The sequence below is a fragment of the Archangium lansingense genome, assembly GCF_026626635.1.
Lineage (GTDB): Bacteria > Myxococcota > Myxococcia > Myxococcales > Myxococcaceae > Archangium > Archangium lansingense.
In genome coordinates, this window is record NZ_JAPNKA010000001.1 from 2605611 (window position 1) to 2621615 (window position 16005).

General features: G+C 68.6%; 9 protein-coding genes. 3 read left to right on the forward strand and 6 right to left on the reverse strand.

The genetic code is table 11. The features are described 5' to 3' along the window. Positions 1–3: 3 nt before the first annotated feature. Positions 4–5289: a type I polyketide synthase gene (locus tag OV287_RS10380; RefSeq protein WP_267533852.1), complete on the reverse strand. Its 5286-nt coding sequence runs from the start codon at positions 5287–5289 to the stop codon at positions 4–6. A 399-nt stretch (positions 5290–5688) separates the two neighbouring features. On the opposite strand from OV287_RS10380, the gene gspG reads away from it, so the two are divergent. Then, positions 5689–6120 carry a type II secretion system major pseudopilin GspG gene (gspG, locus tag OV287_RS10385; protein WP_267533853.1) on the forward strand — a complete coding sequence of 144 codons (432 nt, stop codon included), beginning with the start codon at positions 5689–5691 and terminating at the stop codon, positions 6118–6120. Positions 6121–6241: 121 nt separating this feature from the next. After that, on the forward strand, positions 6242–6646 hold the full coding sequence (locus tag OV287_RS10390; RefSeq protein ID WP_267533854.1) for a DUF5335 domain-containing protein: 405 nt from the start codon (positions 6242–6244) through the stop codon (positions 6644–6646). Between the two features lie 76 nt (positions 6647–6722). On the opposite strand, the gene OV287_RS10395 is transcribed toward OV287_RS10390, so the two are convergent. The 3 genes from OV287_RS10395 to OV287_RS10405 form a co-directional block, all read right to left on the reverse strand. Then, positions 6723–8141, reverse strand: a complete 1419-nt coding sequence (locus OV287_RS10395) for an ABC transporter substrate-binding protein (RefSeq protein ID WP_267533855.1) — start codon at positions 8139–8141, stop codon at positions 6723–6725. After that, the gene (locus OV287_RS10400; RefSeq protein WP_267533856.1) at positions 8141–8926 is read right to left on the reverse strand and encodes an outer membrane protein assembly factor BamD; all 786 of its coding nucleotides are present in this window, start codon (positions 8924–8926) and stop codon (positions 8141–8143) included. The genes OV287_RS10395 and OV287_RS10400 overlap by 1 nt, the downstream gene beginning before the upstream one ends. Before the next feature lie 140 nt (positions 8927–9066). Next, positions 9067–10860 (reverse strand): phosphoenolpyruvate carboxykinase (GTP), encoded by a 1794-nt coding sequence (locus OV287_RS10405; RefSeq protein WP_267533857.1) that lies wholly within the window; start codon positions 10858–10860, stop codon positions 9067–9069. A 229-nt stretch (positions 10861–11089) separates the two neighbouring features. Between OV287_RS10405 and OV287_RS10410 the strand changes: the two genes are divergently transcribed. Continuing rightward, positions 11090–12946, forward strand: a complete 1857-nt coding sequence (locus tag OV287_RS10410; protein WP_267533858.1) for an SLC13 family permease — start codon at positions 11090–11092, stop codon at positions 12944–12946. Positions 12947–12950: 4 nt separating this feature from the next. Here the strand turns inward: OV287_RS10410 and OV287_RS10415 are convergent, their stop codons facing one another. Continuing rightward, positions 12951–14963, reverse strand: a complete 2013-nt coding sequence (locus tag OV287_RS10415) for a membrane dipeptidase (protein WP_267533859.1) — start codon at positions 14961–14963, stop codon at positions 12951–12953. Between the two features lie 148 nt (positions 14964–15111). Continuing rightward, entirely contained in the window at positions 15112–15999 is an 888-nt protein-coding gene (locus OV287_RS10420) for a hypothetical protein (RefSeq protein ID WP_267533860.1), read from the reverse strand. Positions 16000–16005 lie beyond the last annotated feature (6 nt).

Sequence of the window (16005 nt, forward strand, 5' to 3'; positions counted from 1 at the left end):
GGTCTAGCGGCCCTTCACGATCTTCTGGGCGAGCTCGCTCAGCGTGCGGACCGACTCCGTCTCCGGCGCGGCGGTGCCCACGCGCGAGGACATCGCCTCACCCAGCTTGCGCAGCTCTCCGTCCTTCACGCCCGCCTGGCGGAGATCCAAGGCGAGGAGCGCGTCGCGAACGGAGCGCGGGCCTCCACCGCCGGAGCGCTTCGCGGGCTCCTCGACCACGGGGGCGGGCGCGGCGGCCCGTGCATGGGAAGCAGCGGCGGCCGGAGCGCCCATGCTCTGCGCGCGCTCGACGATGTGGTCGATGACCTTGCGCAGGGTGTTGAAGTCACGCAGGGCGCGGTTGGGATCGCGCGACACACCGAAGGCCTCGCGGGTGCGGGCGAAGATGTCCACCTGCTTGACGGTGTCGATGCCGAGGTCGGCCTCGAGGTCGAGGTCCATCTCCAGCATGTCCTCGGGGTAGCCCGTCTTCTCCACCACGGTGCGCAGGAGGACCTCGCGCACCTGCTCGAAGAGGTCCAGCGAAGCGGCGATGGTGGAGGTCGGCATCACCGGGGCGGCCGGAGCGGGGGGCGCGACCGGGGCCGGAGCAGCGGGGGGCGGAGCCGCCGGAGCGGGCCGGGCTGCGGCGGGGGCTGGTGCGGGAGCCTGGGTGGCGGCGCCACCGACGGTGAGCACGCGCTCGACGATGTGGTCAATGACCTTGCGCAGGGTGTTGAAGTCACGCAGGGCGCGATTGGGATCGCGCGACACGCCGAAGTGCTCGCGGGTGCGGGCGAAGATGTCCACCTGCTTGACGGTGTCGATGCCGAGGTCGGCCTCGAGGTCGAGGTCCATCTCCAGCATGTCCTCGGGGTAGCCCGTCTTGGTCACCACCGTGTCCAGCAGGACGCGGCGGACCTCCTCCTCCAGCGCGATGGACTTCTGCACCGTGGTGACTGCGTGGGCGGCCGGGGCAGGCTCGGCCGGGGGCGCCTTCGCGGCGGGAGGGGCACTCGCCACGGCGGCCTGGCCCGTGCGCAGCTGCTCCACGAGCGCGACGATGGCCTCGAACGTCCGCAGGTTCTCCGGCTGGGCCACGGAGGCATCCACGCCGAACTCGCGTCCCAGGGCGATGGCCACCTTCAGGGCGGAGGCGGGCTCGAGGACTCCCTCGAGGGGGAGCTGGAGCAGCGCCTGCTCCACCTCGGCCACGGCGGTCGTGGCATCCTCCGAGAGCTGGCCGACGCCATTCACGAATGAGTATCCCACCACGCGCTTGAACTGTTCCATGTCACCTACCTTGGGATGAATCGATGCGATGGCGCCATGCTGCTTGCCCTTGAGGATCTCCCGGGTGAACTGGGTGAGAGACCACTTGGGGCCGGCTTCGATGAAGATGCGGGCACCCTGGCGGTGTGCCTCGCCAATGGCCTGGCGCAGACGCACAGGCTCGACGAACTGACTGGTGAGGAAGGCCGGGTACTCGCGCAGCGGCCGGTCGCCGTAGTCCGCCGCGTCGATGGTGGAGATGAGGCGCACGGCTGGGGCGCGGAAGCTCAGCCCTTGTAGCACGCGCTGGTAGGCCGGGCGCGCCGCGCCGATGAGCTCGGAGTGGTAGCCGTGGGAGACGGCGAGCACGGTGCACTCGATGCCCCGGTCGGTGCAGCGCTCCACCAGGCCGGGCAGGGCGTTGCGGTCCGCGGACACGATGCAGGCGCGAGGCCCGTTGTCCGCCGCCAGCGTGGCGTAGCCGGGCAGGCCCTGGATGAGCTCCGGCACCTGCTCGGAGGGGCACGCGAGCGCCGCCATCTGCCCGGGGTCCTCGGTGGGCATCTCCAGCACGGCCACGGTGCGCGAGTGGATGGCGCGCAGGCCCTCCTCGAGGGTGAGACTGCCCGCGGTCACCAGCGCCGCCAGCTCGCCCGCACTCTGGCCGATGACCATGTCCGCGTGGATGCCGTGGGCCACCAGCAGGCGGTAGAGGGCCACGTTGACCAGGAAGACGGCCGCGTGGATGTCCTCGTCGTTCTGCCGGTAGTTCTTCGCGTCCTCCGTATAGAAGCTGCTCGTCAGCGTGCGCCCGGTGAGGCGCAGGTAGACGCGGTCCGCCTCCTCCAGCGTCCGGGCCACCACGGGGTAGGCGCGGGCGAGCGGGCGCAGCATGTTGGCGTACTGGCCGCCCTGGCCAGGGAAGGTGATGGCCACCTTGGCGCCGCGCAGGGGCGCATCCGGGCCCGCGGCGAAGATGCCGGACTGGCCCAGGGGCTCGGTGTCCCCGCCTGCCTCCAGCGTCTTGCGCAGGAAGTCCCGCTTCTTGCGCAGCTCCTCACGGGTGCGTGCGGTGATGGCCACACGCCAAGGCCCGCCGGACGTGCGGCGCGTGTCCTCCAGCGGCCCCTGCTGTTCGCACAGGGCGTTGAGCTGCTCCATGCACGCGCGAGCGTCCGTGCCCGCCACGGCGACGAGCTTCGGATCTCCCTCCGCCGGCTCGCCTTCTTTCTTCTCCGGACGGGAGGGCGGGCCCTTGTACTCCTCCAGGATGGCGTGGAAGTTGGAGCCGCCGACGCCGAAGCCGCTGACGCCGGCACGGCGCGGGGCTCCACCCGGAGGGGCGGGCCAGTCGCGGTTGTCCGTCACCACATCGACGCCCTGGGGAATCTTCGGGTTGCGCGGCTCGCTCTTCAGTGAGCGCGGGATGAGGCGCTCCTGCATGGCACGGGTGACCTTGATCATCCCGGCCGCGCCGGCCGCGGCGTTGAGGTGGCCGATGTTGGACTTCACCGAGCCGATGAGGATGGGGCGGGTGCGGCCCTCGCTGTAGGCGTTGTGCGTGGACTTCGTCTCCACCACGTCACCCAGGGCGGTGCCGGTGCCATGGCACTCCACGTAGTCCACGCTCGTGGGGGGGACGTTGGCGGCGGCCAAGGCGCGGCGCATGGCGAGCGTCTCGCCCATCTCGCTGGGGGGCAGCACGGAGCGGCCCTTGCCATCGCTGGAGCCGGCGACGGAGCGGATGACGGAGTGGATGCGGTCCTTGTCGCGCTCGGCGTCCGACAGCCGCTTGAGCACGAGGATGCCAGCGCCCTCGCCGGGGACGAAGCCGTCGGCCTGGGCGTTGAAGGGCGTGCTTCCCTTGGCGGACAGCGCGTTGAAGCGGCAGCCGGCGATGAAGAACTCGGGCGACATGTCGGCCCACACGCCGCCGGTGAGTACCACGTCTGCCTCGCGATGCTGCAGCAACTTCCAGGAGGCGTGGAGCGCGGCCAGCGAGCTGGCACAGGCCGAGTCCATCACCATGTGCGGCCCGTGGAAGTCATAGAGCGAGGCGACGCGGCCGGCGTTGAGGCAGCCCAGGTAGCCGGTGAGGCTGTCCTCGCTGATGGGGGGGAGGCCCGCCTTGTAGCGCTCCTCCGCGTTGCGCAGGATGGCGCCGCGCAGCTCGTCGGGCAGGCCGGACTTCTCCAGCGTCTCGCGCAGCTCCTTGGCGAACTCGGCCCAGCGCACGCGCGAGTCGGCGAGGAACTTGATGCCCTGGTAGGGCAGGAAGCCCAGGGCCAGGGCTACACGGTCCCGGTCCCACTTGTCCGGCGAGTACCCCGCGTCCTTGAGGGCCTGCTCGGTGCTCAGCAGCGTCACCACGTGCGAGGGGTCCAACGAGGCCCAGGCCGCGGGAGGAATCCGCATCTCCATGGTCGGAGAGGGGAGCTCATCCAGCCAGCAGCCGAGCTTCGTGTACGTCCGGTCCTTGCGGTCCGCGTGGTGGTAGCGCTCGACCTTCCAGCGATCCCTGGGCACCTCGCGCGTGGCGTCGTGGCCCTCGAGCAGCCGCTTCCAGAGCGTCTCGACATTGGCCGCGCCGGGGAACATGCCGCCCATGCCGACGATGGCCAGTGGCTCGTCCTGGCGGCGGCGGGGGGCGGGCCTGCGCTCACTGCCGGGGCGCCAGGCCTCCAGCACCGCGTGGAAGTTGTTGCCGCCGAAGCTGAAGGAGCTGACGGCCGCGCGGGGCAGGGTGCCAGCGCGGAACGGCTGCGCCATGCGGGGGATGTAGAAGGGCGTGCGCTCCAGCTCCAGCTTCGGGTTGACGCGCTCCACGCCCGGCTGCGGGGGAATCTGCCCGTGGTGCAGCGCGAGCACCGCCTTGAGGAGCCCGGCCCCGCCCGCGCCCGCGCGCAGGTGGCCGATGTTGGCCTTCACCGAGCCGAGCGCGATGGAGCCCGCCGCGCCGGTGTACACGCTGGCCAGCGCCTGCACCTCGCTGACGTCCCCCACCGGGGTGCCCGTGGCATGGCACTCCACGTACTGGATGGAGTCCAGCTCCACGCCCGCGTCCTCGACGGCGCGGCGCATGGCCATCGCCTGACCCTCGCGCCGGGGCGCCACCAGCGACTTGCCCCGGCCATCCGACGAGCCGCCCACCCCGCGCAGCACCGCGTAGATGGTCTCCCCATCCCGCTCCGCGTCCTCCAGCCGCTTGAGGGCGAACAGCGAGACGCCTTCACCCAGCAGGGTGCCGTCACACTCATCCGAGAAGGGCTTGACGTGGCCCTTGTGGGAGAGCCCGCCCAGCTTGGAGAAGGCGATGAACTCCAGCGGCGTCAGCATCTCGCTCACACCGCCGGCCACCGCCAGGTCGAACTCCCCGTCGCGCAGCCCGCGCACCGCCAGGTCCAGGGCCGCCAGCGAGGAGGAGTAGCCCGCGTCCACCGAGTAGTGCAGGCCCTTGAGGTCGAACTGCATGTTGATGCGCCCGGCGGCCACGCTGGCCGAGGAGCCCACCACGTTGTCGTCACTGCACTCCTTGAGGCGCGCGCGCAGCCGCTGAGCGGTGACCTCGAGCACCTCCTGCTGCCGGGTGGTGGGCAGCGCGCGGAACTCGTCCGTGGCGCGCACCGCGTCTAGCATGTCCTCGAGGCGGATGTGCATGCCGCTGTCGCGCTGCCAACCGAGGCTGGTGGCGCCGAGGATGATGCCGGTGGTGTCCCGGGGTAGCACGCGCACCGCGGAGAGCGCCTGGGTCCCCGCCTCCAGCACCATCCACTGGAAGGGGTTGACCTGCTGCGCGTCGGCCGGCGTCACCTTGTACTTGCGCCAGTCGAAGACGAAGTCGTTGATGAAGCCGCCCAGCTCCGCATGGGCCCGGTCCTGCATGGTGCGGTCCGGGTGGAAGTAGAGCGAGTGGTCCCAGGCCCGCGCGGGCACTTTGGTGAGCGACACCTTGCCCGTGGAGATGCTGGCCCAGAAGTCGGACACACGAAGGGCATTTGGCAGGACGCAGCCCAATCCTACCACGGCGATGGCATCCATTCAGGCTCTCTCTGTTGATCGGGTCGAACCCAGTGGGGGGGCCTACTCAGGTGATGACCGCAGGGGAGCCCAATCCTACCACGCGGCTCGTGCGGTGGAGGGGGATGTGAAGGTGGGGGGACTTCGCTTGGGTGGCGAGCGCGGCCAGGGAGCAGGCAGGCTGGCTGCCTGGGGGGCGATCACCCGAGCTTTGTTAACGGGGAGCGCGGTCTCGCGCACTGGCATTGACGGCCTGTCAGGTGGCCCAAGCGCTGGCGCGACACGCTGGCGCGGTGGTGCTGCACGGCCTGCGTCAAAAGGCCCGTTTCTCCTTGGGGCCCCTCGCGTCACGGCGGTGGGCGCGGGGGTTGCACAGGCAGCCCGGTGGCCTGACGGCAGGCCACACACGAGGAGAACGACATGAGCCTGAAGAAGATGCGCAAGCAGCAGAGCCGCCGCCAGCGCGGCATGACCCTCATTGAGATCATGGTGGTGATCACCATCCTCGGGTTGATCATGGCCGCGGTGGGCGTGGCCGTCATTCCGAGGCTCGAGGAGGCCAAGCGGGACACCGCGCGGTTGGACATCGCCAACCTCCACAACGCGCTCAAGCTCTACTACGCGAAGAAGGGCAAGTACCCCGACACGAGCACGGGCCTGCGCGCGCTGGTGGAGACGCAGACCTTGGAGCAGATGCCCAAGGACCCCTGGGGCAACGAGTACGTGTACCTCAGCGAGGGTGGCAAGCCCGTCATCACTGCCTATGGCGCGGATGGCTCGCCGGGTGGAGAGGGCGCGGATGCGGACGTCTCCTCGCGCGATCTCCAGAAGGAGGCCGTGGCAAACAGGTAGCCATCGGATGGCACCCTGGCTGGATTGCGGCCGGAAGGGGGACCGTCATTCCCCCAGCGTGGCGGGTGGGGGCGTTGCTCGTGTCTTCTCGGTCCTAACTTCCCAGGTGCGGAGGTAGGTCATGGGACGCACGATCGAGATTCCGAAGCAGACCTGGGCCGTCTATTTCGACAACCTGAACAAGCGGGCGCTGAGCGAGCCCGTTCGAATCGAGGTGGAGAACCGGGACATCGGCGACCAGGAGATGACTCGCAGGCTTCCCCTGGTGGGGCTCGATCTGGAGACGAAGGGCTCCGAGGCCGGCGACATCGAGGTGACGGTGGGCGACGAGCGTCAGGAGTTCACGCACCACATCGACAACCCGACGCGCGTGTACCTCAAGGTGGACGACGACGGGAACATCGACTGCATGGAGGTCGAGGATCAGGACAACGGCAAGACGCTCATCTTCTTCGAGGGGAGCGGGGTGCCGGCCCAGATTCAGCAGGGCTCCAGGGGCTTCGAGGAGCCTGCTCCCTCCATGTGAGGGTGTTCGAGGGGCATGGCCCCTGAGCGTCTGCACCCCGCCCGCGAGTGCTCACGGGCGGGGTGACGCTTGGGCTCTACTGAGGCGGCTCGAGGTTGGACGCGATGGTGACGAAGCCCGAGTCCCCCACCTGCCACAACTCCACGGGGGCACGCGCCTCGCCGTTGGAGTCGAAGTCCAGCGGACCGCTGGCGCCCTCGACGTTGATGGGCCGGTTCGCGGCCAGCTCCGCCGCGAGGTAGGTGAAGTTGGAGTTGGTGAGCTGGGTATTGGTGCTGCTCGAGCCGCTGGAGACGCGCGTGAGCGCCTCGGCCATCTTCACGCCCGTCACGGCGTTGGTGGTGCTCAGCGAGTAGGAAGCGCTCAGCGCCAGCAGGTACATGGCGTCGTAGGCGTTGGAGGTGTAGGCGTACCCGGCCGGGTCCTTCTTGTACTTGTCGTTGAAGCGCGCGCTGAAGGTGCTGAAGGCCTGGCCGGTGCCCTGCGCCGGGGCGGTGCCGTAGAAGGCCCGGGCCTGGCTGGCCGCCAGCGAGTCCGCCAGCACGGTCGAGTCCTTCACGCTGTCGGAGAAGAACCAGCGGTGGCCGTTCTCGCGCTTGAGGTTGGTCCGGGTGGAGGCCTCCTTGAGGATGGCCGTCGCGTCATCGGCGAAGCCGATCAGCACGGTGACGTCCGGGTCGTACGTCATGTCGAGTGAGTCCAGCACCACCTTCACGTCACCCCCCCGCTGATAGAGGAAGGTGCGGTTGGCCACCCGCGTCGGGCCGGTGTTGAGCTGCTCGGAGATGATGTTGGAGAGGCCCTGTCCGTACTGATCCTCCACGTAGAGGATGCCCACCTTGCTCGGGATGGTGCCGCCGAAGAGGTCGCTCCTCGTGCGCAGCAGGTTGGCGATGACGCTGCCCTGGATGGCATCCGAGGGCGAGGTGCGCCACAGCAGGCCCACCGAGCCCCCGTTGGTGTCCGGCTTCACCGTGAGCTCCGGTGAGGAGGCGCTGTAGCTCATGGTGAGCACGCCCGCGGGGATCGTCACATCCGCCGCCGCGAGCGTCTGGCTGCTGCCGGCCGTCAGTATCGCCGCCACCTTCTTGTCATCGACCAGCCACCGGGCCTGCTTCTCCGCGACGTCCTTGCTGCTCCCGGTGTCGCAGAAGAACAGGGCGATCTTCTTGCCGTTGAGGGTGCGCTGGTTGACCTCGTCCAGCGCGAGCAGCGCGGCGTTGAGCCCCTGTACGTCGGACTCGTCCAGGCTGGCGCCCGGTTCCGGGCTGGTGTGGAGGGGGAAGAGGGCGCCCATCCGGATGGCATCGGCTTCGGTGGAGCCGTAGGGATCGGCCAGGCAGCCAGCAGGCAGCGGCAGGCAGAGCTGCTGCACGCACACCTGATCGCTCTCACAGTCCGCGCTCGTCGCGCACTCATCGAGTCCGCCGGCCACGGTGAGGCTGCACCCGGTGGCCAGCACGGACACCACTCCCGTCATGAATAGCGCGCGCATCAGAAGTTCACCTCCACACCCGCTCCGGTGCCCCGGGGCGCGGATGTCAGCCGGGCCTTGCCGGGTTTGGTTACGGGCTCCTTGGGATAGAGCAGGACGGCCGCCACCGCGCCCACCAGTCCCACCCCGAATCCGATGTCCGCCAGCAGCGCGTTGCTCCGGGTGGTGTTCCTCGCCGCCAGCTTGGACTCCAGATCCGTGGCGCCGTTGAAGTCGGCGCGCGAGCCGTTGGCCATCAGCCCGAAGACGGTCCCCATGCCCACGCCCGCCAGCGCCACGCCGCCCAGGGCGAAGGACGTCACCTGCATGCGCTTGCGCGAGACCTGGGTCTCCTCGCGCGCCGCATTCAGGCGAAGCTGGTTGGCCTCCTCGGCGCGTTTGGCCGCCGCTCGCTCCGTCTCCACCCGCCGCTGGGCCTCCGCGGCCTCCGCCTGCAGCCGCTTGCGCTCGACCTCCGCCTTCTCCTCCTTCTCCTTCTGCAGCCGGAGCCGGTCGATGGCCGAGCGGGAGCGCTTGCGCAGCTGCGCGTCCTCGCCGTCCGTCAGGTACTTCTCGTAGTAGGAGATGGCCTCCGTCTCCTTGCCGGCCTGATCGTACGCGCGGGCGATGTTGTAGATGATGCGCGTGTCGGAGAGGGACTCGCTCGCCTTCTCCAGCAACGCCGCCGCTTCCAGGTACTTCTTCTGGTCGTACAGCTTCTCGGCCTGCTTGATGAGCTCCTTGGGATTGCGCGAGCCGCCCCGCTGGGCATGGGCGGGGGCGGGCGCGAACAGGAGGGCCGCCAATAAAACCAAGACCAATCGCATGGTTGCGGAGCCTACTCCTGAACTCCCCGCCGGGCGAAGGGGCCTGAAAACAGCGGGGCCGCCCCACCTTGACGGAGGGACGGCCCCGAAGGACGGCGGGCCCTATCCGGGCCGTTGGCTCAGCTCCCCAGGCGGGAGATGAGCAGCTTGCGCGTGAGGGTGAGCGCCTCGGGGGCCTTGAGGCCCAGGGACTCGAAGAAGGGCTCCTGGCTCTTGAGCTCGGCCTTCCACTCGTCCTCCTTGATGGAGGTGACCTCGGCAACGGCCTCCTGGGAGATGTCCAGGCCCTTGAGGTTGAGGCCCTGGTCGGAGCGCGGCACCCAGCCCAGCAGCGTCTCCTCGGTGGGAACGCGGCCGTGGACGCGGTTCACAATCCACTCCAGCACGCGCATGTTGTCGCCGAAGCCCGGCCAGATGAACTTGCCGTTCTTGTCCTGACGGAACCAGTTGACCTGGAAGATCTTCGGCGGGTGGGCGATCTTCTTCTGCATGTCCAGCCAGTGCTGGAGGTAGTCACCCATGTGGTAGCCGCAGAAGGGCAGCATGGCCATGGGGTCGCGGCGCACCACGCCCACCTTGCCGGTGGCGGCGGCGGTGGTCTCGCTGCCCATGGTGGCGCCGAGGAACACGCCGTGGGTCCAGTTGAAGGCCTGGATGACCAGCGGGACGGTGTTGGAGCGGCGGCCGCCGAAGATGAGGGCGGAGATGGGCACGCCCATCGGGTCATTCGCCTTGGCGCTGAGGACGGGGTTGTTGGAGGCGGGCGCGGTGAAGCGGCTGTTGGGGTGCGCGGCCTTCTCCGTGCTGCCCTTCTTCCAGGGGCGGCCCTGCCAGTCGGTGAGCTCCTCGGGGACCTCGCCGTCCATGCCCTCCCACCACACGTCGCCGTCCGGCGTCATGGCCACGTTGGTGAAGAGCGTGTCCTTGGACACGCTGGCCATGGCGTTGGGGTTGCTCTTGTAGTTGGTGCCGGGGGCCACGCCGAAGTAGCCGGCCTCGGGGTTGATGGCCCACAGGCGGCCGTCCGGACCCACGCGCATCCAGGCGATGTCGTCGCCCACGGTCTCGATCTTCCAGCCCTCGTACTCCTTGGGCGGAATCATCATGGCGAAGTTCGTCTTGCCGCACGCCGACGGGAAGGCGGCCGCCACGTACGTGGTCTCACCCTTGGGGCTGGTGACACCCAGAATCAGCATGTGCTCGGCGAGCCAACCCTCGTGCTGGCCGAGGTAGCTGCCGATGCGCAGGGCGAGGCATTTCTTGCCCAGCAGCACGTTGCCGCCATATCCGCTGCCGAAGCTCCAGATGGTGTTGTCCTGGGGGAAGTGGCAGATGAAGCGGCGGTCCGGGTTGAGATCGCCCGTGCTGTGCAGGCCGCGGTTGAAGTCGTTGGAGTCGCCGAGCATGTCCAGCGCGGCCTTCCCCATGCGCGTCATGATCCGCATGTTGAGCGCGACATAGACGCTGTCGGTGAGCTCCACGCCAATCTTGGCGAAGGGGCTGCCCAGCGGGCCCATGACGTAGGGCACCACGTACATGGTGCGGCCCTTCATGCAGCCGGTGAACAGGTGGGTCAGCTTGGTGTAGGCCGCCTCGGGCTCCATCCAGTTGTTGGTGGGGCCAGCGTCCTCCTTGTTCGTGGTGCAGATGAACGTGAGGTGCTCCACGCGCGCCACGTCATTGGGGTTGGAGCGGTGCAGGTAGCAGCCGGGGCGCTTCTGCTGGTTGAGCGGGATGAGGATGCCCTCCTTCACCGCCAGGTCGGTGAAGCGCTTCTTCTCCTCCTCCGAGCCGTCACACCAGACGATGTTGTCCGGCTGCGTCATCTGCGCCATCTTCGCCACCCAGGCCAGCAACTCCGCGTTCTTCGTGGGAGCGTTGCCCTGGAGCGCTGCGTTTTGGGTCGAAGCCATTCGCTTGTCTCCTAAGTTGGTGGGCGAACCTTCCTGGGTGGCCCCTGTAAAAGCAACAACGCCCCGGGGTGAAGCCTGTCCCGGCGCTGCCGCCTTCCTTCAATTTCACTTATTGAACCTCCATTATTCAGTAGCAGACGTTCGGAGGGGTGGGGCTCTCGGCTAGCGGACGTTCGCGGGGGGAGGGGTCTCACCTCCGGGCACATGGAGTCCCAGGTTGGGGGCGTCCATGAGCATCGCAATCGTACTGGGCATCGTGGTGATCGCCGTGGTGCTCTTCTCCGTGGAAGCCATTCCACTGGAGCTGAGCTCGCTCATCGTGGTGTGCCTGCTGGTGTTGTTCCGGGTCCTCACCCCCGACGAGGCCTTCGCGGGCTTCAGCAACGACACCGTCATCTTCATCTTCACCCTGTTGGTGATGACTCAGGGGCTCGCCTCCACGGGCGTGGTGCAGCTGGTCGGGCAGAGGCTCGCTTTCTTCGCGCGCTACGGCCACCAGACCTTCGTCCTGGCGATGATGGTGGTGGTGGTCATCTTCTCGCTGGCGCTCTCCAACGCGGTGACCACCGCGGCCTTCCTGCCGGTGGCCATTGGTGCGGCCACCCGGGCCAAGGTGCCCCGGAGCAAGGTGCTGCTGCCGCTCGCCTACGCGTCCATGGTGGGCGGGATGATCATGATCTACGGCACCTCGACGAACCTGGTGGCGTCCGAGGCGATGCAGAACCTGGGGCTGGCGCCCATCGGGGTGTGGGAGATGGCCCCGGTGGGGATTCCGGTGACCATCATCGGAGTGGCCATGGTGGTGCTGCTCGGGCCGCTGCTGCTGCCGGCGCGCACGGGGGACTCGGACATGGGGGAGTGGGCGCTGCGCGACTACCTCACCGAGGCCGTCCTGCCAGAGGGCAGCCGCTACATCGGAAAGCAGCTCGCGGAGATCTCCGAGGGGCTGGGACTGCGCGTCATCGGGCTGGTGCGCGATGGCCAGGCGCTGCCGGCCAACCCCACCCTGGTGCTCACCGAGAAGGACCGGTTCATCATCGAGGGCCGCCGCGAGGACATGCTCCGGGTGAAGGACCTGCAGGGCATTGAGATCCGCCCCGACCTGAGGCTGTCGGACAGTGAGCTGCGGCTGAAGGACACCGTGCTGATCGAAGCGAGTGTGCCCCCGGGAAGCCCCCTGGTGGGACGAACCCTCAAGGAGGTGCTCTTCGCCGAGCGCTATGGACTGGTGGTGCTGGCCATCCACCGGCGGCCGGCCATCCAGCGGCTGACGAAGCTGCAGATGCTGGGGCGGCTCTTCGGAGGACAGTCGATGGCCGTCCTGCCGCTCAGCGCGGGCGACGTGCTGCTGCTGCGCGGGCCCCGCTCGCGTGTGAAGGAGCTGGCCGATGGCAGCAACCTGGTGGTCGTCACCGACGTGGAGTACCAGCCGCCCCGCTACGCCAAGGCCGCCCTGGCCACGCTCCTGTTCCTCGGGGCCCTCTCCGCGGGCACGCTGGACGTGGTGCCGCTGTCGGTCGCGGGGCTGGTGGGGATGATCCTGATGATCGCCACCGGGTGCGTGGACTCGCGGCTGGCCTTCCGGGTGGACTGGCGGGTGGTGCTGCTCATCGGCTCCATGTTCGCGCTCGGGGTGGCAATGGAGAAGAGCGGGGCGGGGATGTTCCTGGGCCAGCAGGTCATCGATCTGGTGGGAGGGGGCAGCCCCCGGGTGCTGCTCCTGCTGCTGATGACGCTGACCATCCTCCTGTCAGCGCCCATGAGCAACCAGGCCGCGGCGCTGGTGATGCTGCCGGTGGCGATCAACGCCGCGAACCAGCTTGGGTTGGAGCCGCGGCCCTTCGCCATTGGCGTCACCGTGGCGGCGAGCTGCTCGTTCATCACGCCCCTCGAGCCGAGCTGCGTGATGGTCTACGGACCCGGCCACTACCGCTTCAGCGACTTCTTCCGGCTGGGGACGCCGCTCACGGTGGTGCTGGTGGCCTTCCTCGTGGCCGCCGTCCCCGTCTTCTGGCCCTTCCAGAAGGCCGGGCCCGAGCCGGTCCGCGCTCGGGACCCGGTAAGCGAGCGCGTGGTTCCGCGGTAGGGGTTCAACCGCAGGTGAACGTCCAGCGGCAGGTGCCCGAGAGGCACTCGCGGCCTTCCGCGCAGAGCGCGCCGCGCGCCTTCTTGTTCTGGCACTTGCCGGTGTTGAGGCCCCAGCCGCAGTACTGGGTGGTGGTGCAGTCGTTGTCACCATCGCAGATGCAGGTGCCGGTGATGTTGCCGCAGTCCGCCGAGGTGCACTTGTCGCTGATGCACTCCTCGTTGAAGCGGCACGTCTGACCGAGCACCTTGGAGTCGGGCGCGTAGGCCTTGCCGCACACCTGGGGGTACTGGGCCTCACGGGTGGCCTTCTCCACGTAGGGCGCCACGCCGCTGGTGTCGATGTCCGCCGCCGCGTCCGCCATGCCCGAGCGCGGCGTCTGGGCGCGCTCCCACATGCGCAGGAAGGACTCCGACGAGCCCTCGAGGCCCGTGGTGTTGGCGCCCAGCTGCTTGAGGTCGCGCAGCACGTCCGGCAGCAGGCCCACGTGCGCCAGGCCGTACACGTCGAAGTCCGTGCCCAGGCGCGCGGGCCCGGTGAGGCGCTGCTGGTTGGCCTGTGCGTCCGCCTCCGCCTTGAATCCCGCGGAGCACGCCCCGTAGTCGCCGAAGCGCGGTCGCGTCTGCTGGATGAAGCCGTTGAGGTCCGCGCCGAACGCCATGGGGACCTTCAGCCCCTGCCGGCCGAACTCGTACGCCTGCGCGAGGGAGCGCGTCGAGCCCTGGCAGCTATTGGCGATGGCCGTGCGCGTGTACGTCAGCGTCTCGTCATGCGCCGTGCGCAGGCCGAACATGCCGCCCGTCTGCCGCAGGTAGCGCACCACCCACGCCGGCGTCGTCTTCTCCGTCTTCGCCAGCTCCGGGTTCATCACCTCGCGGAAGTGACCGTGGGAGATGTAGAGCGGGTAGTAGTTGTTGGCCTGGGCCAGCGCGAAGGTGTCCTGCACGGAGCGCTCGGACAGGTGCGCCATGTCGATGAGCATGCCCTTGGCGATCATCTCCTGCACCAGGGCTTTGCCCTCCGCCGTGAGCCCCTTGGTGTTGCGGCAGTTGGCGTCCACGTCGAAGCCCAGCGTGAAGCCGTTGCCCGTGGCGCCGCAGTCGTAGTCGACGTAGCAGTTCTCCAGGAACTGCGCGGCCTGGAAGATGACGTTGTGCAGCGCCGCGCCGCCAAAGCGGTTGTCCAGCTGGTGCACCGGCTGCAGCGAGCGCACCCCCAGCGAGTAGAATCGGTTGAGCTCCGAGCGCCAGTCCTTGGTGCCGAACAGCTTGCTCACCTCGATGGAGAGCACGATGGCCAGCTTGCCGGAGCCGATGATCTGCCGGGCATGCGCGGGCGACAGGGCAATCTCCGCCCAGTCCGTGCGCGCGTCGAAGTCACGCGCCATCTGGAGCTGCACCTCGATGTCCGCCATCTCGTCGCACGGGCGGTTGAGGTTCTGGTAGGGCAGGGCGCTGCACAGGAAGCCGTTGCTCACCAGCGACACCGTCACCAGCGACAGGCCACCCTGGTGCGCCTGCCGCAGCGAGCCCTCCCAGGACTGCTGATGGGCGATGGTGTCCCAGCGCGGCCACTGCGTGGGCACCTGCATGCGGCCCAGGTGCAGGCCCGTGTCTCCCTCCGTCCCCTCAATCTTTCCGATGAACTCCGAGGCCACCGCCCCGCCCACCCCGAACAGCGCCGCCAACATCGGCACGGAGCCCAGGTTCACCGACCCCGAGTTGGGGCACAGGTTGAGCATGTTGCTCAGGTCCATGCGCACCCGGGCGTGATCGCTCTCGGGCGCGCCTCCGTCACAGCTCACCAGCGTGCCGGTGTGGCTGCCGTGGAACCAGCCACCGCCGAACGCCTCCTCGGCGAACATGTGGTGGTGCAGCTCGGCGAAGCCAGGCACCGCTGCCTTCTGCTCGACAGCGGCCGTCGGCTCGGGTGCGGTGGCCGGCGGTTCCTCGGTCACCGGGTTGCAGGCTTGAAACAACAGGAGCGCGGACAGCAGGGCCAGGGGGCGTCGAAACATGCGCGGCTTCTCCTCGTGAGGAGGGGGGAACCGTACATCCCACCTCGGCAGGACCCTGGAAATCAAGTAAATCAAGTTTCCAGTGCCCGGGCTCGAACCTGAGCCCTTTCTTCTCGATATCTGATCGAGCAAGAGCCGACCCAGGTCCTCACACCGCGAAGTGGTGGCGCGGGTTGGAGGCGAGCTTCTTTCGCAGCACCTCCCACCTCGCCAGGTGGTCCTTGTAGAGCGCCGTGCCCGTCTCCAGCACGGGGCGGAACACCCAGCCCTTCACCTCGTGCTCCTGGAACAGCTCCACCACCTTCCGGCTCACCACCCAGAAGGGAAGCTGGTTGCTGCTGAAGGGCTCCGCGGTGCGGTTGAAGTCCGCCAGCTCCGGCGCGCCGTCGAGGGCATAGGAGAGCGCCCCCAACATGCGCACCGGGGAGTCCTCCGAGAACGCCGCAGCCCTCACCCCCAGCACGGAGATGTTCCGCTCCACAGGGGGCATGACGCTCTCCGTGTAGAGCTGGAAGACGCCCTCGTGCGGGGCTTTCGTCTTCCGGTGGTAGACGGGGCGCAGTTCCAGCCCCTTCAGGCCCGCCTTTTTCAGCAACTCCGCCACGTTCGCGCCGGTGAGGTACTCCGCGGCCCAGTCGTCCAGCACCGCCACGGTGTTCGCGTCCAGCACCACCTTCGACAGCTCGATACGCTCCATCCGCTTGATGGCCAGCCCCTCGGCCGTCTTCACGGGTGTGAGCGCCTTCACGTGGGCCAGATTGGCCAGGTTGTCCGGCATGCTCGCCTTCACCCGCTTGCGGGAGAGCACCTGGAAGTACCGGGCCTGCGACTGCTCCTTCGCCGTGAAGACGCAGTCGGGCGTCAGCCGCAGCCCGGACGTGGTCTTCGTGAGCTCCAGGATGCGGTCGAAGGCCTCGGACTCCCCATCGACCCAGAAGGCCGAGACGCCCAGCTTGAACTGCCCGGCGATGTCGGGGTCCGCGGCCAGCGCCGCTTCGACGTCCCCGCCATAACAGAGGTAGAGGTTGATTTTCATCGCCGG

Excerpts from the sequence above, each read along its gene's own strand:
- OV287_RS10380 (WP_267533852.1), bottom strand. The coding sequence starts at position 5,289 with ATGGATGCCATCGCCGTGGTAGGATTGGGCTGCGTCCTGCCAAATGCC.
- gspG (WP_267533853.1), top strand. The coding sequence starts at position 5,689 with ATGAGCCTGAAGAAGATGCGCAAGCAGCAGAGCCGCCGCCAGCGCGGC.
- OV287_RS10390 (WP_267533854.1), top strand. The coding sequence starts at position 6,242 with ATGGGACGCACGATCGAGATTCCGAAGCAGACCTGGGCCGTCTATTTC.
- OV287_RS10395 (WP_267533855.1), bottom strand. The coding sequence starts at position 8,141 with ATGCGCGCGCTATTCATGACGGGAGTGGTGTCCGTGCTGGCCACCGGG.
- OV287_RS10405 (WP_267533857.1), bottom strand. The coding sequence starts at position 10,860 with ATGGCTTCGACCCAAAACGCAGCGCTCCAGGGCAACGCTCCCACGAAG.
- OV287_RS10410 (WP_267533858.1), top strand. The coding sequence starts at position 11,090 with ATGAGCATCGCAATCGTACTGGGCATCGTGGTGATCGCCGTGGTGCTC.
- OV287_RS10415 (WP_267533859.1), bottom strand. The coding sequence starts at position 14,963 with ATGTTTCGACGCCCCCTGGCCCTGCTGTCCGCGCTCCTGTTGTTTCAA.
- OV287_RS10420 (WP_267533860.1), bottom strand. The coding sequence starts at position 15,999 with ATGAAAATCAACCTCTACCTCTGTTATGGCGGGGACGTCGAAGCGGCG.